This is a genomic window from Mycobacterium marseillense, from assembly GCF_010731675.1.
Taxonomy (GTDB): domain Bacteria; phylum Actinomycetota; class Actinomycetes; order Mycobacteriales; family Mycobacteriaceae; genus Mycobacterium; species Mycobacterium marseillense.
In genome coordinates, this window is the sequence record NZ_AP022584.1 from 4,793,122 (window position 1) to 4,816,951 (window position 23,830).

Sequence of the window (23,830 nt, forward strand, 5' to 3'; positions counted from 1 at the left end):
CAGTTGCACTCTCGCGGTCAGGTCCGCACCGCCCGGACGAAGCTGATCGTGGCGGCGGGGGCCTGGTGCTCGGCTTCCCCCAATCCCGGCAGGCCCGCCGCCGAAAACAGGTCGGCGAGTCGGAATTCGGTGGTCTCCCACCCGTTGGCCTGTAGATGCGCGGCCACGTCGGTGTGCTCCCCGGGATAGGTCAACGCGGTGATGTCCAGGTCGAGCCCTTGCCGCCGCCACCCCTCGGCCATGAGCCGCGATTTCTCCAGCGCCTCCGGCGAAGTCCCGGCCACGGCCCCGAAGTCGGCGGCGAACCGGCTGCCCTCGCTGGACAGCGGAATGATCGCGTCCAGCAGCCGCACCTCGGCCTCGGGCGGAAGGAATCCGATCAGCACTCCCTCGGCCAGCCACGCCGTCGGCTCGCCCGGGTCGAAACCGGACGCCCGCAGGGCCGCCGGCCAATCCTCGCGCAGATCGATACCCACGGTGCGCAATTCGGCGGTTGGGGCCGCGCCGATCTCGGCCAGCGTCGCGGTCTTGAACGCGATCACCTCGGGCTGATCGATCTCGTACACCGTCGTCTCCGCGGGCCATGGCAGCCGATAGGCGCGCGAATCCAGCCCCGACGCCACGATCACGACTTGGCGCAGGCCGGCCTGCCCGGCCGCGGCGAAATAGTCGTCGTAAAACAGCGCCCGCGCGGCGAAGGTGTCGACGAACCGCGAAAACCCGACGCCCTCTTCGATGTCGGAGGAATCGATTTCGCCGGTCGCCAGCTTGGTGAACAGATCGATGCCGGCGGCGCGCACCAGCGGCTCGGCGAATTCATCGGTGATGACCGGTCGCGCGCGCCTGGTGGCGGCCGCCCGCGCCGCGGCGACCATGGTGGCGGTGGCGCCCACGCTGTTGGCCAGGTCCCAGGTGTCACCTTCGGTTCGTGCCATGGCTGCTCCTTCGATGTGTGGCCAAACCACGGTATGCCCGATCGGTCGCCTACGGTCTCGGTATGCCTTCAGTGAAACTGGAAACCCTCGAGGACAACATCGCCTGCATCACCTTGAACCGGCCCGAACGCCTCAACGCGATCGACGGCTCGTTGATCGACGGCGTCGATGACGCCTTGGACGCGCTTGGCACCGGCGAGTTCAGGGTGGCGATCCTGACCGGGGCCGGCCGGGGATTTTGCGCCGGCGCGGATTTGAGCGGCACCGGGCAGCCGTGGACCGAGAACAAGCCGACCACCCCGGCGTTCAAGGTCAACTACGACGGCCAGGTCCGGCTGGCCAACCTGTACACCCGGATCTACGAGCTGGACATTCCGGTAATCGCCGCGGTCAACGGTGTCGCCGTCGGGGGCGGCCTGGCGTTCACGTTGGTCAGCGATATCCGGGTCGCCTCGGATCATGCGCGGTTCGGTTCGGTGTTCATCAAGGCCGGCTTCTCGTCGATGGACATGGGCACCAGCTACCTGCTGCCGAAGATCGTCGGTGCGGGGGTGGCACGCGAACTCATGCTCACCGGCCGCATCATCGACGCGGCCGAGGCCTATCGCATCAAGCTGGTGCACGAGGTCGTCGCGCCCGACGAGCTGATGCCTACCGCGCTCAAGTTGGCCCGCTCGATTGCCGAGAACAACGCTTATGGCGTGTGGCAGACCAAGATTGGGCTCAACGCGGCGCTGGATGCGCCCAGCCTGCGCCATGCCATCGAGATCGAGAACCGCACCCAGATCCTCAGCGGTTTCACCAACAACCCGGTCGAGGCCGCCAAGGCTCACATGGAAAAGCGCGCGCCGCGGTGGGATACGTTGTGAGAGTCAGAGCTTCGCGATTACGTTCTCGGCGAACATCTCCAGGTTGCGGATCTTGCTCTCCAGCGGCTCGGTGTCCTTGCCCTTGATGTAGGGGATCCGGAAGCCGACGATGACATCGGTGACGCCCTTGTCCTCGAGCCGCTTGATGCCGTCGGCGGTGTAGGCGTCGGCGGAGATGACGTGGATCTCGAAAGGCCCGGTCTTGCCGGCTTCTTCGCGGAACCGCTTGAGCTTGGCGAGCAGGTGGTCGAGTTCTTCGGGGTCGCTGCCGCCGTGCATCCAGCCGTCCAGGCGGGCCGCGCGCCGCAACGCCGCGTCGGCGTGACCGCCGATCAGGATCGGGACCGGTTTGGTCGGAGCCGGCGTCATCTTGGTCTTGGGGATGTCGTAGAACTCGCCGTGGAATTCGAAGTAGTCACCGGAGGTGAGGCCCTGGATGATCTCGATGCATTCGTCCATGCGCTTGCCGCGCTTGGCGAAGGGGACTCCCAGCAGTTCGTAGTCCTCGGGCCACGGGCTGGTGCCGACGCCGAAACCCACCCGGTTGTCGGTCATCGCGGCCAGTGACCCAATTTGCTTGGCCACCAACGCCGGTGGCCGGATGGGCAGCTTGAGAACGAAGAAGTTGAACCGCAGTTTCGAGGTGACCGCACCCAATGCCGATGTCAGCACGAAGGTTTCGATGAACTCCTTGCCGTCCAGGAACTCGCGGTTGCCGTCCGGGGTGTAGGGGTACTTCGAGTCGGATTCGAAGGGGTAGGCGATGCTGTCGGCGATCGTCATGGCGTCGTAGCCGGCGGCCTCGGCCGCCTTGGCCAGCGGGACGTAGAACCGAAAGTCAGTCATCGCCTCTGCGTAGGTAAACCGCACGTCATCTGCCTTCCTGAAGGGGTCGTCCCACGACATTAGAACGTGTTCTAGTTTCAGCACAACCGGCGGATCGGTGTGGCTAGAACAGATTGGAACGAGTCAGAGCTGGTTCTCGGGGCCGATGACCGCCCACACCGTCTTGCCGGACGCCCTCGGCGTGCTGCCCCACGTGCGGGACAACGCGTCGACGATCGCCAGCCCGGAGACGTCGATGCCCTTCGCCGGAGACGGAAGCCGCACGGCGGGCGTGTTGCTGGCATCGGAGACCGCGATGGTCGCCGCCGTGCCCTGCGTCTCGAGCCGCATGACCGGGACGCTGGCGGTGTGTTCCAGCACGTTCTCCACGAACACGTTGACGACCACCAACGCGACGGGGATGAGCTTGGCCTGCGACCACGTGGTGAGCCATTCGCGGACCAGCCGCCGCGACTCGCGCAGGCTGGTCAGGTCGGCGGGCAGCTGGGCATCGGCGCGCCGCACGGCGCGACGGCCGTTCTGGCCGAGCGCCTTCATCGCCGCCTTCTGGCTCGAATACACCGGCATGAAGTGGGCGATCCCGCTGCGGGTGATCGCCTCGCGGGCCGCCCGATTGGTGCAGACGAACACGATCGGAACGTGGGCCGCGCTGCCGATCTGCCAGTAGGCGCCCATGAAGGTCGACCACGCCGGTTCGGCGTTCAGCTTGAGCCCGGAGACATCGACGATCACGGCGGTGGCACCGTCCGACGTCGCCTTGATGAGGCGGTCGCGCAATGCGGTGGAGTTGGCGGCATCCAGCACGCCGTCGACGGTCAGAACGGCTATCGAGTCATCCGTCCGCGTCGCGACGGCCAACGAGCTGGCCGACTCAGCCACCGGGCTCATCCCAGCTCGATCGGGACGTCCGGGTTCATTTCCCGCTCCTTGTGTTCTGCCGGGCCGACTGCTTGAGTATCCGCCCTCAGCGGCAAAAGTCTAGTTTGCGGCAAACCCGCGTCGACGCACGCAGAAGCGGCAGGTCGCGATCGGGATCCCCCCGGACTCACGCCGCAGACCCGCATCGAATGAATCATGCGCCCCCCTCCGTGCCCGTCGAGGCGCCGATCCGCACCGCCCCGAACGCACCATGGAGTTCATTGCCCAGCACGCGCTGTTCCTCGGGGTTACCACACAGCGGGCGTAGCCAAACTTTCTGGTATGGCCCGGAAACAGGGCGTTCCCTGCGGTAATGAGCTGGCCTCAGGCGCCGGCGCGGTGCGGGTTCACCCGTTGCTCAGCGCGTAGGGGGGAGCGCCCACGCCGGCGACCGAGTGGGTGCCCCAGGGCGTCCGTTCGACGATGCGCGCCGGCGCGCTGCGCTCACCCACCGTCAGCGTGGCCGTCCGCACCTGTTTGAGGTCGTCGGACGGCGAGGCGAACACCGTCCCCTGCCAGTGGTAGCGCCCGTCGATCGGGTCCAGATGGCCGGTGAGTCGGACCCGGACCGGATGGCGGTTGCCGGCGATCTCGAGCGTGGCGGCGCCGTCGTAGGTGTCGTCGCCGGCCGGCGCGCTGGCCGAAAGATCGAACGCGGTTGCCACCGGTGGCGCTTCGGCGGGTCGCAGTTGGGCGCGTTCGTTGAAGACATGCTGGCTGCTGGCGCGCACCTCGATACGCCCGCTGCCGGTGCGCGTCATGAGCTTCAGGCACTCGACGATGTAACGGGCTTGCGCGCCCGGGTCGGGGCCGGTGATGAAGAAGTAGTTGGGAAACCCGCGAACCGCCACCCCGCAGAACGGCTCCATGCCGTCGTGCCAGGCCTGCCGGATGGGCAGCCCGCCAGCGCCGGTCAGCGTCTCGTCGGCGACGTGATCGGGGATCGAGAATCCGGTGCCGTAGATGATGGCGTCGGCGCCGTGGTGGACACCGTCGCCGGTGCGCACCCCTGACGCGGTCACCGCCTCGATCGTCGACGAAGCGATCAGCACCGACGGCCGCGACGCGCTCGGGCGGGCGCGGCGGCGCAGCCAGCGCGTGGCGCGCGCGGACCACAGCGGCACGTCGGTGACAACGCGCCGGGGTGCGCGGGCGAAGACGGTGACGGATGCGGCGACTTCGACCAGTCGGGCGAGGTGGTAGCCGGCGGTGGCGTCGGTGCCGATGACCGCGATGCGCTTGTCGGACGGGTCAAATGCCGGATCCCACGCCGCCGCGTGAAACGACTCGCCACGAAACTCGTCGCGCCCGGCGATGCGCGGCAGCCACGGGACATAAATGCCCCGCCCGGCGGCGACGACGACATCGGCCCGGACGATCTCGCCGTCGCCGGTGGTCAACAGCCAAGTGTCGGAGGCGTCGTCGAACCGCGAATGGCGGACGTCCTGGCCGGGCTGGTCGAGCAGGATCAGGTCGGTGAAACCGGCGCCCGACAACCCGTCACGGGCGCTGCGACCGCCGCCGCCCGCGCCGACAATGGCGATGTGGCAGCGGGATTCGCCGCCGAGACGCGAAGGCGTCACAGAAACCTGCTGCGCTTCCAACCGCGGCGCGCGAGGCGACCCATCAAGCCCACCTCGGTCAAAAACGCCGCCAGTGGAGCGAAGCCGGCAATCTGAACGTCGCGGCGATGCGGACTGGTGCGTGCGATCTTTCGGGCCCGCTGCGGGTCGAGGCCCGCCCGCGCATAAGGAACCGGGTTGCTGAAAAGATAGTTGAAGAAGTAGCCGCCCAGCCCGTTGATGTTGGCCATGAACCAGCGGTTGAACCGAGGCATTTCGGCGACGCGTTTGCGCGCGCCGTCGCGCGCGAACTGAATGTGTCGCGCCTCCTCGGTCACGTGAATACGCATGAGCCGCTGGATGATTGGCTGCAGTTCGGGGTCATCCATCATCTGCCGTTGCAGCGAGTCGAAGATCTCCTCACCGATCAACGCGGCGACCCACAGCATGGAGCCACGCTGAAACGCCAGCGGCAGAAAGTTGATGATCATCCGGTGAAACAGCCTGGGGCGCACCGGTTTTGCTCCGATGCGTTCGATGGCCTTGCCGAACATGACCATGTGGCGGGTCTCGTCGCCCAGCTCGGTCAGCTTGTAATGCGTGGAGTTGCTGGTCGGGTCTTCGTGCAGGATCGTGCGCAGCAATGATTGGTTGAGCATGTTCTCGAACCAGATTCCGGCCGAGAGCGTGTTGACCAATTCCTGGCGGGACAGCTCGATCTGCTGTTCCCGGGTCATCTCGTCCCACATCGGGGTGCCGTACAGCGACACCAACCGCGGTGGCAGGTAGAACTTGTCCGGGTCGAGTGGAGCGTCCCAGTCGATGTCGACGACGGGCTCATAGGACTTCTTGACCGAGCCCTTCAGCAGCCGTTCGGAGAACTCCTCACGACTCGGCCCACCTGACTTCGGCGCGGCGGTCATGGCGCCGCTCCTCGTCGCTTCGCTCTGCATCGTCTCGGCGCGGGTCATCCCTGACGTCCCTCCGTTGGGTGCTTAGTCAGTACCCATGGTACTGGGTACTTCGGGTCCCGACTAGGCCTTTGCGGTATCGATTCGGCAATGTGGTTGAGCAGCGACGCACGTCAGGAGGGTTCAGTGGGCCGGCACATCCACGTCATCGGCATCGGCGCCGGCGATCCCGACTATGTGACCGTGCAGGCGATCGAGGCGCTCAACGACACACAGGTGTTTTTCGCGATGGACAAGGGTGAGCAGAAAAGCGACCTGGTGGCGCTGCGACGCGAGATCTGCGCCCGATTCATCCGCGAACCGGGGTACCGGTTCGTCGAGCTGCCCGACCCCAAGCGCGCAGACGACACCGAGTACCGCGTCGCCGTCGCGGATTGGCATGCCGCACGCGCACGAATCTGGGCCGAGGCCATCGCGGCCGAACTGGGTCCGCACGGCGTCGGCGCCTTCTTGGCCTGGGGCGACCCGTCGCTCTACGACAGCACCCTGCGCATCCTCGAGGCCATCAAGGTAGAAGCCGCGCAGGTCGATTTCACGTTCGACGTGATCCCGGGCATCACCGCGGTGCAGGCGCTGACCGCAAGGCATCGCATCCCGCTCAACCAGGTTGGCGAACCCGTTCTGATCACCACGGGCCGGCAGCTGCGCGCGCACGGCGCCTCCGGATCGGCCGTCGTGATGCTCGACGCGGACTGCTCGTTCCAGGTGTGCCCCCCGGAAACCCGGATCTGGTGGGGCGCCTATCTGGGCACCGACGACGAACTGCTCATCGCCGGCACAATCGGCGAGGTGGGATCCCGCATCGTTTCGCTGCGGGAGGAGGCCCGCGCCCGGCACGGCTGGATCATGGACACCTATTTGCTCCGACCGGCAGACTGAACCCGTGCCGGAACTGCCCGAGATCGAAGCGCTGGCCGACCATCTACGGCGCCACGCCGTGGGCCTGACGGTCGGCCGCGTCGACATCGCCGCCCTGTCCGTCCTGAAGACCTTCGACCCGCCCATCAGCGCGCTGCACGGCCAGACCGTGGTCGGGGCCGACCGCTGGGGCAAATACCTGGGCCTGCGGACCGATGAGCTTTTCCTGGTCGCTCATTTGTCCCGGGCCGGCTGGTTGCGGTGGTCCGACAAGCTGGCCGCGGCTCCGCTGCGCCCCGGCAAGGGACCAATCGCGCTGCGGGTGCACCTGGGCACCCCCGGGGAGGCGCCCGGCTTCGACCTCACCGAGGCCGGCACCCAGAAGCGGCTGGCGGTGTGGCTGGTGGGCGACCCGCAGCAGATCCCCCAGATCGCCGCCCTCGGGCCGGACGCGCTGGACCTTGGCCCCGACGATCTGGCCCGCGTTCTGGCCGGCAACACCGGGCGGATCAAGACCGTCATCACCGACCAGAAGGTGATCGCCGGCATCGGCAACGCCTACAGCGACGAGATCTTGCACGTCGCGAAGATCTCGCCGTTCGCCACCGCCGGCAAGTTGTCCGAGAAGCAGCTCGCCGTGCTGCACGACGCCATGATCACGGTGCTCACCGACGCGGTGAGCCGATCCGTCGGCCAGGGCGCGGCCACGCTCAAGGGTGAGAAACGCTCCGGACTGCGTGTGCACGCCCGCACGGGGCTGCCCTGCCCGGTGTGCGGTGATACCGTGCGCGAAGTGTCGTTCGCGGACAAGTCTTTTCAGTATTGTCCGACGTGCCAGACCGGGGGCAAGATCCTGGCCGACCGGCGGATGTCGCGTTTGCTGAAGTAGTCGCCCGTCCAGGACTTGACACCTGTCGATATGCTGCCCCGATGACTCGCCAGAAGATCCTCATCACGGGTGCCAGCTCGGGGCTGGGCGCCGGCATGGCGCGCGCCTTCGCCGCCAAGGGCCGCGACCTCGCCCTGTGCGCGCGTCGCACCGACCGGCTCGATGAGCTCAAAGCCGAGCTGACGCAGAAGTATCCGGGCGTCACGATCGTGGTCGCCGCGCTGGACGTCAACGACCATGAGGCCGTCCCCAAAGTGTTTGCCGAACTCAGCGACGAGCTGGGCGGCATCGACCGCATCATCGTCAACGCCGGCATCGGCAAGGGCGCCAAACTCGGCTCCGGCAAGTTGTGGGCGAACAAGGCGACCCTCGAGACCAACCTGGTGGCCGCGCTGGTGCAGATCGAGACCGCGCTGGAGATGTTCAACAAGAACGGTTCGGGCCACCTGGTGCTGATTTCGTCGGTGCTCGGCAACAAGGGCGTGCCCGGCGTCAAGGCCGCGTACGCGGCGAGCAAGGCCGGCCTGAGCTCGCTGGGCGAATCGCTGCGCGCCGAATACGCCAAGGGTCCCGTCAAGGTTTCGGTCATCGAACCCGGCTACATCGAGTCGGAGATGACGGCCAAGTCGAACAGCACAATGTTGATGGTGGACAACGAAACTGGCGTCAACGCGCTCGTCGCCGCCATGGAGCGCGAGCCCGGCCGGGCGGTGGTGCCGTGGTGGCCGTGGGCGCCGCTGGTGCAGTTGATGCGGGTGCTGCCGCCTCAGCTGACCAAGATGTTCGCCTGAGATCCGTCTAGCTGGTGCGGCCTCGTTCGCTGCGGTAACGGCGGACCAGGGCGTCGGTCGAGCTATCCGATTGCGGCGCCGGCGAGGTGTCCGCGGTGAGCACCGGAAGCAGGGCCTTGGCCTGAGTTTTGCCCAGCTCCACGCCCCATTGGTCGAACGAGTCGATGCCCCAGATCACGCCCTCGGTGAAAACCTGATGCTCGTAGAGGGCGATCAGCTGGCCGAGCACCGACGGGGTGAGCCGGTCGGCCAGGATCGACGTCGACGGCCGGTTCCCCGGCATCACCTTGTGCGGCACGATATCCGCGGGCGTGCCTTCGGCGGCGATCTCCTCGGCGGTCTTGCCGAAGGCCAGCACCTGGGTCTGGGCGAAGAAGTTGCTCATCAACAGGTCGTGCATGCTGCCGTCGCCCTCGGCGGTGGGCAGGTCGTCGATCGGTTGGCTGAAGCCGATGAAGTCGGCGGGCACCAGCCGGGTGCCTTGATGCAGCAACTGGTAGAAAGCGTGCTGCCCGTTGGTTCCCGGTTCGCCCCAGAAGATTTCACCGGTGCCGGTGGTGACCGGGCTGCCGTCCGCGCGGGTCGACTTGCCGTTGGACTCCATGGTCAGCTGTTGCAGATAGGCCGCGAAACGTGCCAAGTCGTTGGAGTAGGGCAGCACCGCGCGCGACTGCGCGCCCATGAAGTTGGAATACCACAGGCCGATAAGGCCAAGCAGCACAGGCGCGTTGGACTCCAGCGGGGCGGTCTTGAAATGCCGGTCGACGATGTGGAATCCGGACAAGAAGTCCGCGAACGCTTCGCGGCCGATGGCGGCCATCACCGACAGCCCGATCGCCGAGTCCACGGAGTAGCGGCCGCCGACCCAGTCCCAGAATCCGAACATGTTGTCGGTGTTGATCCCGAAATCGTCGACGAGGCGCTTGTTGGTGGAGACGGCCACGAAGTGTTGCGCCACCGCGGCGTCGCCGAGGGCATCTGTCACCCAGCGGCGCGCGGCCGTCGCGTTAGTCAGGGTTTCCAGGGTCGAAAACGTCTTCGACGCAACGATGAAAAGCGTTGTGGCCGGGTCCAAGTCGGCCAGGGCGGCGATCAGGTCGGCGGGGTCGACATTGGAGACGAAGCGCGCCGAGATGCCCGCGTCCGCGTAGTGGCGCAGGGCCTGGTAAACCATCACCGGGCCGAGGTCCGACCCGCCGATGCCGATGTTGACCACGGTGCCGATCCGTTTGCCGGTGGCGCCGGTCCATTCGCCGCTGCGCAGCCGGTCGGTGAAGTCGCCCATCCTGTCCAGCACGGCATGCACGTCCTCGACGACGTTTTGACCGTCGACGATCAGTTCGGCGTCCCTGGGCAGTCGCAGCGCGGTGTGCAGCACCGCACGATCCTCCGAGGTGTTGATGTGCACGCCGGCGAACATCTGGTCGCGGCGCTCTTCGAGGTTCACGGTGCGGGCCAGATCGACCAAGAGCCGCAGCGTTTCTCGCGTGATCCGGTGCTTGCTGTAGTCGATGTAGAGGTCGCCGACCGAGACGGTCAGCTCACGACCGCGATCGGGATCCTCGTCGAAGAACTGGCGCAGATGGGTAGCGCCGATTTGTTCATGATGCCTGCGCAGGGCACCCCACGCCGGGGTGGCGGTGATGTCAGGGAGGGTATGCACGGAGGTCATAGGCGGCGCTCCTCGTTATCGCTTCGCTCTGCATCGTCGCCGACGCGGGTCATGCTTCGACCCTATGGGCTCTGACGTGAACGAGCCAGGTACAGCGGTGAGCGCGGGTCAGTGACCGAGCCGGCCCCTGCCCAGCCGCAGCAGCAGTATCGCAAGGTCCTTGCCGTCGGGGCCGAGCTCGCTGTAGCGCTCGATGACCTTCATCTCGCGGCTGTGGACCAGGCGCGTGCCGCCCGAAGCCATCCGGGCCTTGCCGATCGCTTGTGACACCTCGGTGCGCCGTTTGACCGCGGCGAGGATCTCGGCGTCGAGCCGATCGATCTCGTGACGTAAGTCGTCGATGTCGGTGGCCTCTGGGGTCTCCACCGTCTCGATGTTCATCTCTGCTGCCTCCGCGCCTTCGTCGTGCTGTGTGGGTTCTGGACTCATGCAGTTCGGGCCTCACTGAAGACGAGCCCCGGGTGCCGAAGGCGGGCCCGGGACTCTGCGGAAGCAGTTAGACCACGGGCACCGGGGATGGGCACCCGTAGGGGAATCGGCGACGCCACTGCCGGGTCGCGGAGCGTCGTCGACACTGCACATTGAGCACGAATTGAGTGTGCCACTAAAAACGGTGCACGCGCAAAAAAACGTGTTTAAGCTGCGCTTTTTGGACTCGGGTGCAATTACGGCACCCGCCCGAAAAGGGATTGATAATTACATTCCGACACGCCGAATTCGTCGGTAGTCCGCGTGGCGCGGCCGGAGCCGGCCGAAGCACTAGCCTGGCGTGACGCCTGGGCGCTTTGCGTCACTGGGCGGCGGCGAGTTTGGACTGAAAAGAGTGTGGACGCAGCCGAATGCGTGGCGGTAGTGCCCGAGGGCTCACTGCCGCTGATCGTGGCAGGAGCCGGCTCAGGCAAGACCGCGGTGTTGACACGGTCAGTCCCGGCTCCGGCGGGATCACACTATGGCGAGCGCCCGCGGGAACAGTACGTTGTTTTCCTTGTGCACATGCAGGTGCAGGTCGGATTCGATCTCTCGCAGACCGGCCAACATCGCGGTGTACGACCCACAGGCATCCGCGGGCGCGGTGTAGCCGCTGGTGAGCTCCCGCAGCTCTGCCAGCAATTCACCGGCGACGTCGTGTTCCTTCATGTTCTGCTCCAGCGCGGCGCGCAGTTCACCGGAGACCGCGCCGTCACCCCGGGTGCGCAACCCGGGGAAGATCGCGTCCTCCTCCCTGCGCAGATGAGGCTCGACTCTTTCGCGCAGTTCGCCGAACGCATTTCGGACCTGCCCGAGTTCGGGGTGGCTTTTCCCATGCACTCGGGCGACCTTGTCCACCAGCGCCGACATCCGCGGGAATTCGTCCCACAGGAACCGGTGGTGTGTGTCGAGGATGTGCTCGATCAATGCTGCGTCGGCCATGTCCGCCCAATCGGCCCGCGCACCGGGCTCCTCGCCGTTCAACGCGGTGAGAACCTCGTCGACGTCGATCTGCGCCTCCTCGCATGCCTCACCGACGGAGCGTTGACCATGACAGCAGTAGTCGATGCCGAAGCGGTCCAGCATCCGGGTGCGGGAGGGGTCGGCGGTGATGACATCGCCGAGAGTGGTCTCGGACGTGTAGGTGGCCATCGCAATCTCCTTGTCAGTGGGTGAGACAGACCGCAGTGTAATTAATACACCCTCGTTCGTATTTATTCCGAGGCATGGCGCCAAGGCGCGGGTTGCACCGGGTGTCACAGTCTGGCGGTAGGTTAGGAACGTCATGACCGGATACCTCACCAACGCTGTGACGAGCGCGTTTCCTGGCCCGCACGCCCCTCAATCCCCGCATGCCTCCGAAGCCGACCAACTCCTCGAAGGGCTCAACCCGCAACAGCGCCAGGCGGTGGTGCACGAGGGTTCCCCGTTGCTGATCGTCGCGGGGGCGGGATCCGGCAAGACCGCGGTGTTGACGCGCCGCATCGCCTATCTGATCGCGGCGCGCGGGGTCGGAGTCGGCCAGGTGCTGGCCATCACGTTCACCAACAAGGCCGCGGCCGAGATGCGGGAACGGGTCGTGCGGCTGGTCGGTAACCGGGCCCGCGCCATGTGGGTCTCCACGTTTCACTCGACCTGCGTACGCATCCTGCGCAACCAGGCGTCCCTGATCGAAGGCCTCAATTCCAACTTCTCGATCTACGACGCCGACGATTCGCGGCGGCTGTTGCAGATGATCGGGCGCGACATGGGGCTCGACATCAAGCGCTACTCGCCGCGGCTGCTGGCCAACGCCATCTCCAACCTGAAGAACGAGCTGATCGACCCGGCCGACGCCGTCTCCAAGCTGACCGACGATTCAGACGAGTTGTCCCGCACGGTGGCCAGCGTCTACGGCGAGTACCAGCGGCGGCTGCGGACGGCGAACGCGCTGGACTTCGACGACCTGATCGGGGAGACCGTGGCGGTGCTGCGGGCCTTCCCGCAGATCGCCCAGCACTATCGCCGGCGGTTCCGTCATGTGCTCGTCGACGAGTACCAGGACACCAACCACGCCCAGTACGTGCTGGTGCGGGAATTGGTCGGCCGCGGCGGTTCAGAAGCACCGGAATCGTCCGACGACGTGCCGCCCGCGGAGTTGTGCGTGGTCGGCGATGCCGACCAATCGATCTATGCGTTCCGCGGCGCCACCATCCGCAACATCGAGGACTTCGAACGCGACTATCCGGACGCGACGACCATTCTGCTGGAACAGAATTACCGCTCGACGCAGAACATTCTGTCGGCGGCCAACTCGGTCATCGCCCGCAATTCCGGGCGCCGCGACAAGCGCCTATGGACCGCCGAAGGCGCCGGCGAGTTGATCGTCGGCTACGTCGCCGACAACGAGCATGACGAGGCCCGCTTCGTCGCCGAGGAGATCGACGCGCTCGCCGACAAGGGCGAGATCACCTACAACGACGTCGCCGTCTTCTATCGAACCAACAACTCGTCGCGATCGTTGGAAGAGGTCTTCATCCGCGCCGGAATCCCCTACAAAGTCGTTGGGGGAGTGCGCTTTTACGAGCGCAAGGAGATTCGCGACATCGTCGCCTATCTGCGGGTGCTGGACAACCCCGGGGACGCGGTCAGCATGCGGCGCATCCTCAATACCCCGCGTCGCGGCATCGGGGATCGCGCGGAGGCCTGCGTCGCGGTGTACGCCGAGAACACCGGGGCCGGCTTCGCCGACGCGCTCGTCGCCGCGGCCGAAGGCAAAGTGCCGATGCTGAATTCCCGCGCGGAGAAGGCGATCGCGGGCTTCGTCGAGCTGCTCGACGAGCTACGGGGCCGCCTGGATGACGATCTCGGTGATCTGGTCGAGTCGGTGCTCGAACGCACCGGGTACCGCAGGGAGCTGGAATCCTCCACCGATCCCCAGGAACTGGCGCGGCTGGACAACCTCAACGAACTCGTCAGTGTGGCACACGAATTCAGCACCGACCGCGCGAATGCCGAAGCGTTGGATGAGTCGCTGCAGACGCCCGACGACGAGGACGTGCCGGATACGGGTGTGCTGGCGGAGTTCTTGGAAAGGGTGTCGCTGGTTTCCGACACCGACGAGATTCCCGAGGATGGCGCCGGCATGGTCACGCTGATGACCCTGCACACCGCGAAAGGCCTTGAGTTTCCGGTGGTGTTCGTCACCGGGTGGGAGGACGGGATGTTCCCCCACATGCGGTCATTGGACGACCCGACCGAACTCTCTGAGGAGCGGCGACTGGCATACGTGGGCATCACCCGCGCCCGGCAGCGACTGTACGTGAGCAGGGCCATCGTCCGGTCCTCCTGGGGACAGCCCATGCTCAACCCGGAATCCCGTTTCCTCAGGGAGATTCCGCAAGAACTGATCGAATGGCGCCGCACCGCGCCGACCCCGTCGTTCAGCGCGCCGGTGAGTGGTGCCGGACGATTCGGCACGCCGCGCGCGGCGCCCACTCGTTCCGGGATGAGTAAACGTCCGCTCCTGGTGCTCGAGCCCGGTGACCGGGTTACGCACGACAAGTACGGCCTGGGCCGGGTCGAGGAAGTGTCCGGCGTCGGCGAATCGGCGATGTCGCTGATCGACTTCGGCAGCTCGGGACGGGTCAAGCTGATGCACAACCACGCCCCGATCAGCAAGCTCTAGCCCGGCGGCGACCAACCGCGTCGAACGTGCATTCAGCGCGAAAAAATCGCGAAACCTTCGCCGCCAGTGCACGTTCGGCGAAAGTCAGGCGTCCAGCCAGCGTTTGGTTTGCGGCAGCATCACCAGCACCACCGTGGAAATCGGCAGCAGCGGCAGCAGGTGCACGACCCACGCCACGCGGGCTCCGGCGATGAACACGCCGATGTAGGTGAGGAAAGCGACGAGCGCGCCGGCCATCAGGAGGTAGCGGCTGACCGGTCGGCGTTGCAGCAGTGCGATCACGCCCGTGATGGTGGTGGCGCCGAACACCAGGGCGAGAAACGCGACCGCGGTGCAGAACAGGCGATCGGTGCGCCACCAGCCCGCGATCAGATCGGTGGCCACCACCGAGGTGGCCCACCCGCTGACGATGCTGACCGCGCAGGCGGCGACGGCGGTGCGATCGGTGGGCTCGAGGGCCGGCACTCCGGCATAGCCCGCCCGGCCCGCACGCGGGCCACCCCGGTACGGCGGGGGCGGCGGAACGAATTGACTAGTCGGAGAGTCCGGGGTGGTGGGGATCGGTCCCGTCGGTGCGCGGCGGATGATCCGCGTCCGTGAGTCGGAGTCCGACGAGGGCTCTGCAGTAGGTTCGGGCGGACGCGGACCGGAAGGTTGTTCGTTCGGCGCGGTCACCTCAACCAGCGTAGTTGCCGACCATAAGACCACGCTTAGCCAGCCACGGCACCGGATCGATCCGCTCGGTGCCGCCCTGCAGCACCTCGAAATGCAGGTGCGGACCGGTGGAATTGCCGCGATTGCCCATGGTGGCGATCTGATCGCCGGCCATCACGCGCTCGCCCACGCTGACCAAGGTGGTGTTGATGTGGCCATACAGCGTGACCGTGCCGTCGGCGTGCCGCAGCTTGACTAGCATGCCGTAACCGCCGGCCGGGCCGGCTTCGATGACGACGCCGTCGGATACGGCCAGGATCGGCGTGCCGATCGAGTTGGCCAGGTCGATGCCGGCGTGCAGCACCCCCCAGCGGTAACCGAAGTTGGAGGTGAATATGCCCTTGGTCGGCATCACGTAGAGCGGTTGCTGCAAGCGCGCCTCGCGCTGAGCGCGGTCGTTGGCGAAGGCGACGCCCTTGGCGAGTTCCTGGTTGTGCAGCGCCGCGGTGGCTGCGGGCTCCACGGCGATCACCTGGGGGCCGCGGACGGTGCTGTTGCCCGACCCGCCGCTGAGTGCGGACGCGTTGGCGGCCAGCACCGCCTCGGTCTTGGGAGTGTCTGCGTGGCTGGTGGCCGAGTGAGCGGCCGCGGCGGCGGCGCCGGCGGCCATCGCCGAGATCAGCAGGCGACCGCGGGCCGCGCTGGTGGGCTCCTTGCGGTGCTGCCCGCCGCGGCGGGGCGCGCCGGCGACGTCGGCGGCACGCGGACGGTCGAGCCGCCGCTCGGCGCGGGGCTCGACGGTGACCCGGGGCAACATCTCGGTGGCAGGCGCGGCCAGCCACTGCGGCCTCAGATCGTCGGTCTCGTGGAGGTCATCGAGTTCCGGTGCGAGCAGGACCTGCGCTTCGTTGTCGAACGTCGAGTCGTTGCTGAAGTCCAGGCCGGCATGATCGCCGACGTCTTCGAAGGAATCGCCGAAATCGAGGTCGTCGAAGTCAAAGCCGTCGAGCGGGAGGATCTCCGTGACTTCGGTGCGATGGGGCTCCGCCGACCGGGCGCCTGCTGCGCGACTCACCCTCAAGATGCCTGCTGTTACGGCAGAGGGCGTGGCAAAACGGTGCTGGGGCAACCTGGAATGTCCTCGTATCGTGACCATAACGTTATCTGGACCCTAGGAAGGTATCCGCTGACGCGCGGGACTGGCAACCTCGTCGCACAATCCGGGCGGAATTGTGATTTGGATCACGCGGACGGTCTATCCACGTCCCGTGAGCTGTGCCACATCGGCGGACGCGGCGGTCAAAGCCATTTCGAGGGTGGATACAGTTCGTCCGTGCGAGTCGCCGGATCCGGCGCCGCCCACCAAGAGGCCTAGCAGTTGAGTCGAGCGAAGACAGAGAGTCCATGGACCTTTTCGAGTATCAAGCAAAAGAATTGTTCGCCAAGCACAACGTACCGACTACGCCGGGACGCGTGACCGACACCGCCGAAGGGGCTCGCGAGATCGCCACCGAGATCGGTCGTCCGGTGATGGTCAAGGCGCAGGTGAAGGTCGGCGGCCGCGGCAAGGCAGGCGGCGTCAAATACGCCGCGACGCCCGACGACGCCTACGAGCACGCCAAGAACATCCTCGGTCTCGACATCAAGGGACACGTCGTCAAGAAGCTGCTGGTCGCCGAGGCCAGCGACATCGCCGAGGAGTACTACATCTCCTTCCTGCTCGACCGCGCCAACCGCACCTACCTGGCGATGTGCTCGGTCGAGGGCGGCATGGAAATCGAAGAGGTGGCCGCCACCAAGCCCGAGCGGCTCGCCAAGGTTCCGGTGGACGCCGTCAAGGGTGTCGACTTGGCGACCGCGCGCTCCATCGCCGAGCAGGGCCACCTGCCGGCCGAGGTGCTTGACGCCGCCGCGATCACCATCAACAAGCTGTGGGAGGTCTTCGTCGCCGAGGACGCCACGCTGGTCGAGGTCAACCCGCTGGTGCGCGATCCCGAAGACCGGATCCTGGCACTCGACGGCAAGGTCACCCTCGACGCCAACGCCGACTTCCGTCAGCCCGGCCACGCCGAGTTCGAGGACCGCGACGCCACGGACCCGCTCGAGCTCAAGGCCAAGGAGCACGACCTCAACTACGTCAAGCTGGACGGCTCGGTCGGCATCATCGGCAACGGTGCGGGCCTGGTGATGTCGACGCTCGACGTCGTCGCCTACGCCGGCGAGAAGCACGGCGGGGTCAAGCCGGCCAACTTCCTGGACATCGGCGGCGGCGCGTCGGCCGAGGTGATGGCCGCGGGCCTGGACGTCATCCTGAACGACAAGCAGGTCAAGAGCGTGTTCGTGAACGTGTTCGGTGGCATCACCTCCTGCGACGCCGTCGCCAACGGGATCGTGACCGCGCTGAACATGCTCGGCGACGAGGCGAACAAGCCGCTCGTGGTCCGGCTCGACGGCAACAACGTCGACGAAGGCCGGCGCATTCTGGCCCAAGCCAACCACCCGCTGGTGATCCAGGCCGAGACCATGGACGCCGGTGCCGACAAAGCCGCCGAGCTGGCGAACAAGTAAGGGACCCAAGCCATGTCGATCTTTTTGAACAAAGACTCCAAGGTCATCGTCCAAGGCATCACCGGTGGCGAGGGCACCAAGCACACCGCGCTGATGATGAAGGCCGGCACCCAGGTGGTGGGCGGCGTGAACGCCCGCAAGGCCGGCACCACCGTGTCGCACGTGGACCCCGTCGGCAAGGACGTCGAACTCCCGGTGTTCGGAACCGTCGCCGAAGCGATGAAGGAGACCGGCGCCAACGTGTCGGTCGTCTTCGTCCCGCCGAAATTCGCCAAGGACGCGATCATCGAGGCCATCGATGCCGAGATCCCGCTGCTGGTCGTCATCACCGAGGGAATTCCGGTGCAGGACAGCGCGTATGCGTGGGCGTACAACGTCGACAAGGGGCAGAAGACGCGGATCATCGGGCCGAACTGCCCCGGCATCATCACTCCGGGTGAGGCGCTGGCCGGCATCACCCCCGCCAACATCAGCGGGCCCGGTCCGGTCGGGCTGGTGTCCAAGTCGGGCACCCTGACCTATCAGATGATGTACGAGCTGCGCGATTTCGGCTTCTCCACCTCGATCGGCATCGGCGGTGACCCGGTGATCGGCACCACCCACATCGACGCCATCGAGGCCTTCGAGAAGGACCCCGACACCAAGGTCATCGTGATGATCGGCGAGATCGGCGGCGATGCCGAGGAGCGCGCCGCCGACTACATCAAGGCCAATGTGTCCAAGCCGGTCGTCGGCTATGTCGCGGGATTCACTGCGCCGGAAGGCAAGACGATGGGCCACGCGGGCGCCATCGTGTCCGGTTCGTCGGGCACCGCGGCCGCCAAGAAGGAAGCCCTCGAGGCCGCCGGAGTCAAGGTCGGCAAGACCCCGTCGGAGACCGCGGCGCTGGCCCGGGAGATCCTGCAGAGCCTGTAGCGGGTCGCCACCATCGAGCCGTGGCGATCGCGAGCGCGGCGTAGCCGGGCGAAGCGGGTCGCCACCATCGAACTGTGCGAAGGGCCCCGGATTTGGCCGGGGCCCGGCACACGGTAGATAGTGGGTCTATGAATCTCGACCCGAACACGCCCGTCATCGTCGGCGTAGGGCAGTTCACCGAGCGCATCGAAGACTCCGGCTATCGCGGAATGTCGTCGGTGGAACTGGCGACGGCCGCCGCGCAGGCCGCCCTGCACGACACCGGGGCCGACGCCACCGCCGTCGCCGCGGCCATCGACACCGTCGCCGCGACCCGGCAGTTCGAGATCTCCGGGCGCACACCCGCGCCGATGGGCAAGTCCAACAACTACCCGCGGTCGGTAGCCCAGCGCATCGGCGCCACGCCGGCCCGCGCGGTTCTGGAACCCATCGGCGGCCAGGGCCCTCAGCATCTGGTCACCGAGTTCGCGGGCGTCATCGCCTCGGGCGAGGCGGAGGTCGTGATGATCTTCGGCTCCGAAAACACGTCCAGCATCCGGTATTTCGCCGACCGGGATAAGCCGGATCATTCCGACACGGTCGAAGGCTCCCTCGAGGACCGGGGCTATGGGTACGACGGCCTGTTCGACGACTACACCGTCGCGCACGGGCTCATCGGAGCCCCGGCACAGTACGGACTGCTGGAGAACGCGCGCCGTGCCCGGCTGGGCTTGAGCGTCGCCGAATACCGGCGCCAGATGGGCGAGCTGTTCGCCCCCTTCACCAAGGTGGCGGCGAAGAACCCGTTCGCGTCCTCCCCGGTGGAGCGCAGCGTCGACGAGATCATCACCGTCACCGAGTCCAACCGGATGATCTGCGATCCGTATCCCCGGCTGCTGGTGGCCCGCGATCAGGTCAATCAGGGAGCGGCCGCACTGCTGATGTCGGTGGCCGCCGCCCGCCGGCTCGGCGTGCCCGAGGAGCGCTGGGTGTTCTTGCACGGCCACGCCGACATGGTGGATCAGCCGCTGCTGGACCGCCTCGACCTGACCTACAACTCGGCGTCGATTCTGGCGGTTCAGGAAGCACTTGCCGGCGCCGGTGTCGGCATCGACGACGTCGCGACCTTCGACCTCTACAGCTGCTTCCCGGTGCCGGTGTTCAACTTCTGCGACGGGACTCATCTTTCGCCCGACGACCCGCGCGGGCTCACGCTCACCGGTGGCCTGCCGTACTTCGGCGGACCGGGCAACAACTACTCACTGCACGGCATCGCCGAAACCGTCAGCGAAATGCGCGACCTCCCAGGGCAATTCGGCCTGGTCGCCGCCAACGGCGGGATCATGAGCAAGTACTCCGTCGGGGTGTATTCGACCACGCCGGTGAACTGGAAGCCCGACGACAGCGCCGCCCTGCGCGCCGAGGTCGCCGCCCGTCCCAAGATGGCGGTGACCATCAGGGCCGACGGTCCGGCGACCATCGAGACCTACACCGTGCGCTACGACTGGCCGGTGCACACCGGACTGATCGTCGGCCGCCTCGACGACGACGGCAGCCGCTTCCTAGCCCTGAGCGAAGACCCCGATCTGGTCGGGCTACTCAGCGAAGGCGAGCCGCTCGGGGCCTCGATCGTGGTCCGGCCGACGGAAAAGGACAACCGGGCCACGCTGGCCTGAGCGACCGCCCGCGCCGCCGCGACACTGAACCCTCGTATACGACACGCCGCTGAGCGTCGCGATGGTTTAAGTCTCGGCGCGAGACGCCGACGGGCCCAAGCTAGACGAGAGCCGCTAGTTTGCCGGCGAGCCGCTCGACGTAGGCGGCAACCTCGGCCTCGGGTTTGTCCGGCAGCCCGAACAGCACCTCGGTCACGCCCAGCTCGCTCCATTTGGCGAGCTTCTCGGGGACGGGCTTGAAGTCCAGCGCCACGATCTGCGGGGCGCCGTCGCGGCCGGCGGCTGCCCAGGTGTCCTGCAGCAGCTTGATCGGTTCGTCGATGTCGAAGTCGCGCGGCGTGGTGATCCAGCCGTCGGCGCTGCGCGCGATCCACTTGAAGTTCTTTTCGGTGCCCGCGGCCCCCACCAGCACCGGAATGTGCGACTGCACCGGCTTGGGCCAGGCCCAGCTGGGGCCGAACTTCACGAATTCGCCGTCGTACTCGGCTTCTTCCTCGGTCCACAGCGCCCGCATCGCTTCGAGGTACTCGCGCAGCATCGTGCGCCGGCGCCCGGGGGGCACGTTGTGGTCGGCGAGTTCGTCGGTGTTCCAACCGAATCCAACACCCAGGCTGACCCGTCCGCCCGAGAGATGATCAAGGGTGGCAATGCTTTTCGCCAGCGTGATCGGGTCGTGTTCGACCGGCAGCGCCACCGCGGTCGACAGCCGCACCCGTGACGTGACGGCGCAGGCCGCGCCCAGGCTCACCCACGGGTCCAGCGTGCGCATGTAGCGGTCGTCGGGCAGGGACGCGTCGCCGGTGGTCGGGTGCGCGGCCTCCCGCTTGATGGGGATATGAGTGTGTTCTGGCACGTAGAAGGTTTGAAAGCCGTGGTCATCGGCAAGCTTCGCGGCCGTTGCCGGAGAGATACCGCGGTCGCTGGTAAAAAGCACAAGCCCGTAATCCATGCAGAGAATTAGAACGTGTTCTACCTCTGCTGAGCAAGCTCTGGTGATACGGACCGTCTCGCCGGGGGGTCGCCGGGGGCCCCGCCGTCCAACCCAGTGGCAACGGCGCCGGTTGCCGCACGTGCGCTAGCGTGGGTGATCGACCGCGTCGCAACGCAGTGACGCGCCTGCAAGCAATAGCGCCGCATCGCCACCGTGGCGCCCCGCTCGGCACTTAAAGGCACTGGAAGCAACAGGAGGAGCAATGACCTACTCTCCCGGTAGCCCCGGATACCCACCGGCGCAGCCCGGCGGCACCTACGCAGGCGCCACACCCTCGTTCGCCAAAGAAGACGACGGCAAGAGCAAGCTTCCGCTGTACCTGAACATCGCGGTGGTGGTGCTCGGCTTCGTGGCCTACCTGTTGAACTTCGGGCCCACGTTCACGATTAGCGCCGACCTCGGACCGGGCATCGGCGGTCGCGCCGGCGACGCCGGGACCGCGGTCGTGGTTGCCCTGCTGGCCGCGCTGCTCGCCGGGCTGAGCCTGCTGCCGAAAGCCAAGAACTACGTGGGCGTTGTCGCGGTCATCGCGGTACTGGGCGCGCTGCTGGCCATCACCGAGACGATCAACCTGCCCGCCGGCTTCGCGATCGGCTGGGCGATGTGGCCCCTGGTGGCGGCCGTCGTGCTGCAGGCGATCGCCGCGGTCGTCGTCGTGTTGCTGGATTCCGGCGTGATCACGGCGCCGACGCCGCGCCCCAAGTACGACCCCTACTCCCAGTACGGCCAGTACGGGCAATACGGGCAGTACGGCCAACAGCCCTACTACGGTCAGCCCGGCGGCCAGCAGCATGGCGGCCAGCAAGGTTACGGATCGCAGTACGGCGGCTATGGGGCCAGCGGGGCACCGACCCAGGGCGGCGCTCCGACCGGCGGTTTCGGCGCCCAGCCCTCGCCGCAGACGGGGCCGCAGCCGTCCGCGCAGCACCAGGGCTCGTCGACGCCGCCCACGGGCTTCCCCAGCTTCAGCCCGCCGCCCAACGTCGGCGGCGGATCGGATGCCGGTTCACCCAGCGGCTACTCCGAGCAGTCCGGCGGTCAATCCTTCGGCCAGGAGCAGCAGTCGCCGTCCTCACCCTCTGGGCCAGCGCCCGCCTAACCGTGCGCTGTCGCGCCTAGTCGGGGACGTGCCCAAGAGTGACACGGCTAGAGGACAACCGGGCAGCCGGCGCTCGCCAGGCGCGTGACCTTGTCAGGGTCGCCTTCGCGCCGGCCGTGGTGGCGTTGGTCATCATCGCCGCGGTCACGCTGATCCAGCTGCTGATCGCCAACAGCGACATGACTGGCGCCCTGGGCGCCATCGCCAGCATGTGGCTCGGCGTGCACCAGGTGCCGATCTCCATCGGTGGCCGCGAACTCGGTGTGATGCCGCTGCTGCCGGCGCTGCTCATGGTCTGGGCCGCCGCGCGCACCACGGCGCGGGCCACCTCGCCCCACTCGTCGTGGCTGGTCGTTCGCTGGGTGGTCGCCTCGGCGCTGGGCGGCCCGTTGCTGATGACCGCGATCGCCCTGGCGGTCATCCACGATGCCTCGTCGGTGATCACCGAGCTGCAAACACCCAGCGCCCTGCGGGCGTTCCTCAGCGTGCTCGTAGTCCACGCCGCCGGCGCGGGGATCGGTGTGTGGTCCCGGGTGGGCCCGCGCGCGCTGGCGGCGTCGTCGCTGCCCTATTGGCTGGGCGATTCGCTGCGCGCCGCATCCGCCGGCCTGCTGGCATTGCTCGGCCTCTCCGGGTTCGTGACGGCTGGGTCGCTGGTCGTGCACTGGGCGACCATGCAGGAGCTCTACGGCATCACCGATTCGATCTTCGGCGAGTTCAGCCTCACGCTGCTGTCAATGCTGTACGCGCCCAACGTGATTGTGGGCACCGCGGCGGTCGCCGTCGGATCCAGCGCTCATATCGGATTCGCGACGTTCAGCTCGTTCACCGTGTTCGGCGGCGATATCCCCGCCCTGCCGGTGTTGGCCGCGGTCCCCAGGCCGCCGCTGGGGCCGGTATGGGTGGCGCTGCTCATCATCGGTGCGTCGTCGGGCGTGGCGGTCGGACAACAGTGCGCCCGGCGTGCGCTGCCGCCGGCCGCCGCGGTGGTCAAGCTGCTCGTCGCCTCGGTCGCCGGGGCTTTGGTGATGTCGCTGCTCGCATTCGCCGGAAGCGGCCAGCTGGGTAACTTCGGCCATGTCGGCGTGGATCAGGGCGCGTTGCTGGTCGGTGTCTTCTTCTGGTTCATGGTGATCGGCGGGATCACCGTGGTGATGAGCGGGGGGATCAGGCCTCGGCCCCGACGGCTGCGCACGAAACCCGCGCCCGCCGCACCCGCGGAGGAGCCGGCCGATTTCGCCGATGTCTTCGACGACCGGGCGGCCGAGGAGGACCTTTTCGAGCCTCCCGAGGCTGACTTCGGGGAAGATGCGACGGAGTCTGCCGGGGTCGACGGCGATCCTGGGGAGGGTGAGCCCCCCGCGGCCGAGCGCGATACCGGGGCGGACGAGCCGGGGCCTGCCGCGGCGGAGGGCGAGACGGAACCCCCCGGGGCCGACCGCCATCCGGAGCAATAGGAAAGTTGCCCACCTCTGAGCGACAACGGCGGTGAGGGCGCGCTC

At 67.1% G+C, this 23,830-nt stretch carries 21 protein-coding genes and 2 pseudogenes; 12 read left to right on the top strand and 11 right to left on the bottom strand.

Going from position 1 to position 23,830, the window contains the following annotated elements:
- Nucleotides 1-17: 17 nt before the first annotated feature.
- Nucleotides 18-935: a class I SAM-dependent methyltransferase gene (locus G6N26_RS22470; protein WP_083018022.1), complete on the bottom strand. Its 918-nt coding sequence runs from the start codon at nt 933-935 to the stop codon at nt 18-20.
- Between the two features lie 62 nt (nt 936-997).
- Between G6N26_RS22470 and G6N26_RS22475 the strand changes: the two genes are divergently transcribed.
- Entirely contained in the window at nt 998-1,804 is an 807-nt protein-coding gene (locus G6N26_RS22475) for an enoyl-CoA hydratase/isomerase family protein (protein ID WP_083018024.1), read from the top strand.
- 3 nt (nt 1,805-1,807) lie between these two features.
- On the opposite strand, the gene G6N26_RS22480 is transcribed toward G6N26_RS22475, so the two are convergent.
- The 4 genes from G6N26_RS22480 to G6N26_RS22495 form a co-directional block, all read right to left on the bottom strand.
- Nucleotides 1,808-2,674: an LLM class flavin-dependent oxidoreductase gene (locus G6N26_RS22480; protein WP_083018080.1), complete on the bottom strand. Its 867-nt coding sequence runs from the start codon at nt 2,672-2,674 to the stop codon at nt 1,808-1,810.
- A 99-nt stretch (nt 2,675-2,773) separates the two neighbouring features.
- Entirely contained in the window at nt 2,774-3,538 is a 765-nt protein-coding gene (locus G6N26_RS22485; RefSeq protein WP_067167862.1) for an STAS domain-containing protein, read from the bottom strand.
- A gap of 377 nt (nt 3,539-3,915) precedes the next feature.
- Nucleotides 3,916-4,893, bottom strand: coding sequence for a DUF4873 domain-containing protein (locus tag G6N26_RS22490; RefSeq protein WP_232067626.1), 978 nt, complete (start codon nt 4,891-4,893; stop codon nt 3,916-3,918).
- Nucleotides 4,894-5,147: 254 nt separating this feature from the next.
- Nucleotides 5,148-6,053: an AurF N-oxygenase family protein gene (locus G6N26_RS22495; RefSeq protein WP_083018082.1), complete on the bottom strand. Its 906-nt coding sequence runs from the start codon at nt 6,051-6,053 to the stop codon at nt 5,148-5,150.
- Nucleotides 6,054-6,227: 174 nt separating this feature from the next.
- Between G6N26_RS22495 and cobF the strand changes: the two genes are divergently transcribed.
- The 4 genes and pseudogenes from cobF to G6N26_RS22510 all read left to right on the top strand — a co-directional run bounded on the left by cobF (nt 6,228) and on the right by G6N26_RS22510 (nt 8,639).
- Nucleotides 6,228-6,980, top strand: a complete 753-nt coding sequence (cobF, locus tag G6N26_RS22500) for a precorrin-6A synthase (deacetylating) (RefSeq protein ID WP_083018086.1) — start codon at nt 6,228-6,230, stop codon at nt 6,978-6,980.
- A 4-nt stretch (nt 6,981-6,984) separates the two neighbouring features.
- Nucleotides 6,985-7,227, top strand: a pseudogene (locus tag G6N26_RS26370) (DNA-formamidopyrimidine glycosylase family protein); the annotation flags it as partial.
- A 153-nt stretch (nt 7,228-7,380) separates the two neighbouring features.
- Nucleotides 7,381-7,848: a zinc finger domain-containing protein gene (locus G6N26_RS26250; RefSeq protein WP_225323352.1), complete on the top strand. Its 468-nt coding sequence runs from the start codon at nt 7,381-7,383 to the stop codon at nt 7,846-7,848.
- A 41-nt stretch (nt 7,849-7,889) separates the two neighbouring features.
- Nucleotides 7,890-8,639, top strand: a complete 750-nt coding sequence (locus tag G6N26_RS22510; RefSeq protein WP_067167857.1) for an SDR family oxidoreductase — start codon at nt 7,890-7,892, stop codon at nt 8,637-8,639.
- Nucleotides 8,640-8,646: 7 nt separating this feature from the next.
- On the opposite strand, the gene pgi is transcribed toward G6N26_RS22510, so the two are convergent.
- Together pgi and G6N26_RS22520 are read right to left on the bottom strand one after the other, a co-directional pair.
- Nucleotides 8,647-10,311, bottom strand: coding sequence for a glucose-6-phosphate isomerase (gene pgi / locus G6N26_RS22515; protein WP_067167854.1), 1,665 nt, complete (start codon nt 10,309-10,311; stop codon nt 8,647-8,649).
- A 108-nt stretch (nt 10,312-10,419) separates the two neighbouring features.
- A complete protein-coding gene (locus tag G6N26_RS22520; protein WP_082991330.1) occupies nt 10,420-10,740 on the bottom strand; it encodes a chorismate mutase in 321 nt (106 codons plus the stop codon).
- 417 nt (nt 10,741-11,157) lie between these two features.
- Here G6N26_RS22520 and G6N26_RS26620 point away from each other — a divergent pair.
- A pseudogene (locus G6N26_RS26620) lies at nt 11,158-11,238 on the top strand (UvrD-helicase domain-containing protein); the annotation flags it as partial.
- 15 nt (nt 11,239-11,253) lie between these two features.
- On the opposite strand, the gene ric reads toward G6N26_RS26620, so the two are convergent.
- Nucleotides 11,254-11,931 carry an iron-sulfur cluster repair di-iron protein gene (ric, locus tag G6N26_RS22525; protein WP_083018028.1) on the bottom strand — a complete coding sequence of 226 codons (678 nt, stop codon included), beginning with the start codon at nt 11,929-11,931 and terminating at the stop codon, nt 11,254-11,256.
- A gap of 133 nt (nt 11,932-12,064) precedes the next feature.
- Between ric and pcrA the strand changes: the two genes are divergently transcribed.
- Nucleotides 12,065-14,446 carry a DNA helicase PcrA gene (gene pcrA / locus G6N26_RS22530; protein WP_067167848.1) on the top strand — a complete coding sequence of 794 codons (2,382 nt, stop codon included), beginning with the start codon at nt 12,065-12,067 and terminating at the stop codon, nt 14,444-14,446.
- Between the two features lie 84 nt (nt 14,447-14,530).
- Here pcrA and G6N26_RS25945 read toward each other — a convergent pair whose 3' ends face one another.
- Nucleotides 14,531-15,121, bottom strand: coding sequence for a hypothetical protein (locus G6N26_RS25945; RefSeq protein ID WP_179960250.1), 591 nt, complete (start codon nt 15,119-15,121; stop codon nt 14,531-14,533).
- Nucleotide 15,122: 1 nt separating this feature from the next.
- Nucleotides 15,123-16,175 (bottom strand): M23 family metallopeptidase, encoded by a 1,053-nt coding sequence (locus G6N26_RS22540; protein WP_083018030.1) that lies wholly within the window; start codon nt 16,173-16,175, stop codon nt 15,123-15,125.
- Nucleotides 16,176-16,504: 329 nt separating this feature from the next.
- Between G6N26_RS22540 and sucC the strand changes: the two genes are divergently transcribed.
- From sucC to G6N26_RS22555, 3 genes are all read left to right on the top strand, one after another.
- Complete coding sequence (sucC, locus tag G6N26_RS22545; protein ID WP_067167841.1) at nt 16,505-17,668, top strand: ADP-forming succinate--CoA ligase subunit beta; 1,164 nt, start codon at nt 16,505-16,507, stop codon at nt 17,666-17,668.
- A 12-nt stretch (nt 17,669-17,680) separates the two neighbouring features.
- The gene (gene sucD / locus G6N26_RS22550; protein WP_083018032.1) at nt 17,681-18,583 is read left to right on the top strand and encodes a succinate--CoA ligase subunit alpha; all 903 of its coding nucleotides are present in this window, start codon (nt 17,681-17,683) and stop codon (nt 18,581-18,583) included.
- A gap of 128 nt (nt 18,584-18,711) precedes the next feature.
- The gene (locus G6N26_RS22555) at nt 18,712-20,238 is read left to right on the top strand and encodes an acetyl-CoA acetyltransferase (protein WP_083018034.1); all 1,527 of its coding nucleotides are present in this window, start codon (nt 18,712-18,714) and stop codon (nt 20,236-20,238) included.
- 100 nt (nt 20,239-20,338) lie between these two features.
- On the opposite strand, the gene G6N26_RS22560 is transcribed toward G6N26_RS22555, so the two are convergent.
- Nucleotides 20,339-21,187: an LLM class F420-dependent oxidoreductase gene (locus G6N26_RS22560; protein ID WP_083018036.1), complete on the bottom strand. Its 849-nt coding sequence runs from the start codon at nt 21,185-21,187 to the stop codon at nt 20,339-20,341.
- A gap of 244 nt (nt 21,188-21,431) precedes the next feature.
- Here G6N26_RS22560 and G6N26_RS22565 point away from each other — a divergent pair, with 244 nt between their 5' ends.
- Together G6N26_RS22565 and G6N26_RS22570 are read left to right on the top strand one after the other, a co-directional pair.
- The gene (locus G6N26_RS22565) at nt 21,432-22,328 is read left to right on the top strand and encodes a DUF5336 domain-containing protein (protein WP_083018038.1); all 897 of its coding nucleotides are present in this window, start codon (nt 21,432-21,434) and stop codon (nt 22,326-22,328) included.
- A 38-nt stretch (nt 22,329-22,366) separates the two neighbouring features.
- The gene (locus tag G6N26_RS22570; protein ID WP_308208234.1) at nt 22,367-23,785 is read left to right on the top strand and encodes a cell division protein PerM; all 1,419 of its coding nucleotides are present in this window, start codon (nt 22,367-22,369) and stop codon (nt 23,783-23,785) included.
- Nucleotides 23,786-23,830 lie beyond the last annotated feature (45 nt).

Excerpts from the sequence above, each read along its gene's own strand:
- pgi (WP_067167854.1), bottom strand. The coding sequence starts at position 10,311 with ATGACCTCCGTGCATACCCTCCCTGACATCACCGCCACCCCGGCGTGG.
- G6N26_RS22565 (WP_083018038.1), top strand. The coding sequence starts at position 21,432 with ATGACCTACTCTCCCGGTAGCCCCGGATACCCACCGGCGCAGCCCGGC.
- sucC (WP_067167841.1), top strand. The coding sequence starts at position 16,505 with ATGGACCTTTTCGAGTATCAAGCAAAAGAATTGTTCGCCAAGCACAAC.
- G6N26_RS22555 (WP_083018034.1), top strand. The coding sequence starts at position 18,712 with ATGAATCTCGACCCGAACACGCCCGTCATCGTCGGCGTAGGGCAGTTC.
- G6N26_RS22475 (WP_083018024.1), top strand. The coding sequence starts at position 998 with ATGCCTTCAGTGAAACTGGAAACCCTCGAGGACAACATCGCCTGCATC.
- G6N26_RS22510 (WP_067167857.1), top strand. The coding sequence starts at position 7,890 with ATGACTCGCCAGAAGATCCTCATCACGGGTGCCAGCTCGGGGCTGGGC.
- G6N26_RS22520 (WP_082991330.1), bottom strand. The coding sequence starts at position 10,740 with ATGAGTCCAGAACCCACACAGCACGACGAAGGCGCGGAGGCAGCAGAG.
- G6N26_RS22495 (WP_083018082.1), bottom strand. The coding sequence starts at position 6,053 with ATGACCGCCGCGCCGAAGTCAGGTGGGCCGAGTCGTGAGGAGTTCTCC.
- sucD (WP_083018032.1), top strand. The coding sequence starts at position 17,681 with ATGTCGATCTTTTTGAACAAAGACTCCAAGGTCATCGTCCAAGGCATC.
- pcrA (WP_067167848.1), top strand. The coding sequence starts at position 12,065 with ATGACCGGATACCTCACCAACGCTGTGACGAGCGCGTTTCCTGGCCCG.
- G6N26_RS22485 (WP_067167862.1), bottom strand. The coding sequence starts at position 3,538 with ATGAGCCCGGTGGCTGAGTCGGCCAGCTCGTTGGCCGTCGCGACGCGG.
- G6N26_RS22560 (WP_083018036.1), bottom strand. The coding sequence starts at position 21,187 with ATGGATTACGGGCTTGTGCTTTTTACCAGCGACCGCGGTATCTCTCCG.
- G6N26_RS22470 (WP_083018022.1), bottom strand. The coding sequence starts at position 935 with ATGGCACGAACCGAAGGTGACACCTGGGACCTGGCCAACAGCGTGGGC.
- ric (WP_083018028.1), bottom strand. The coding sequence starts at position 11,931 with ATGGCCACCTACACGTCCGAGACCACTCTCGGCGATGTCATCACCGCC.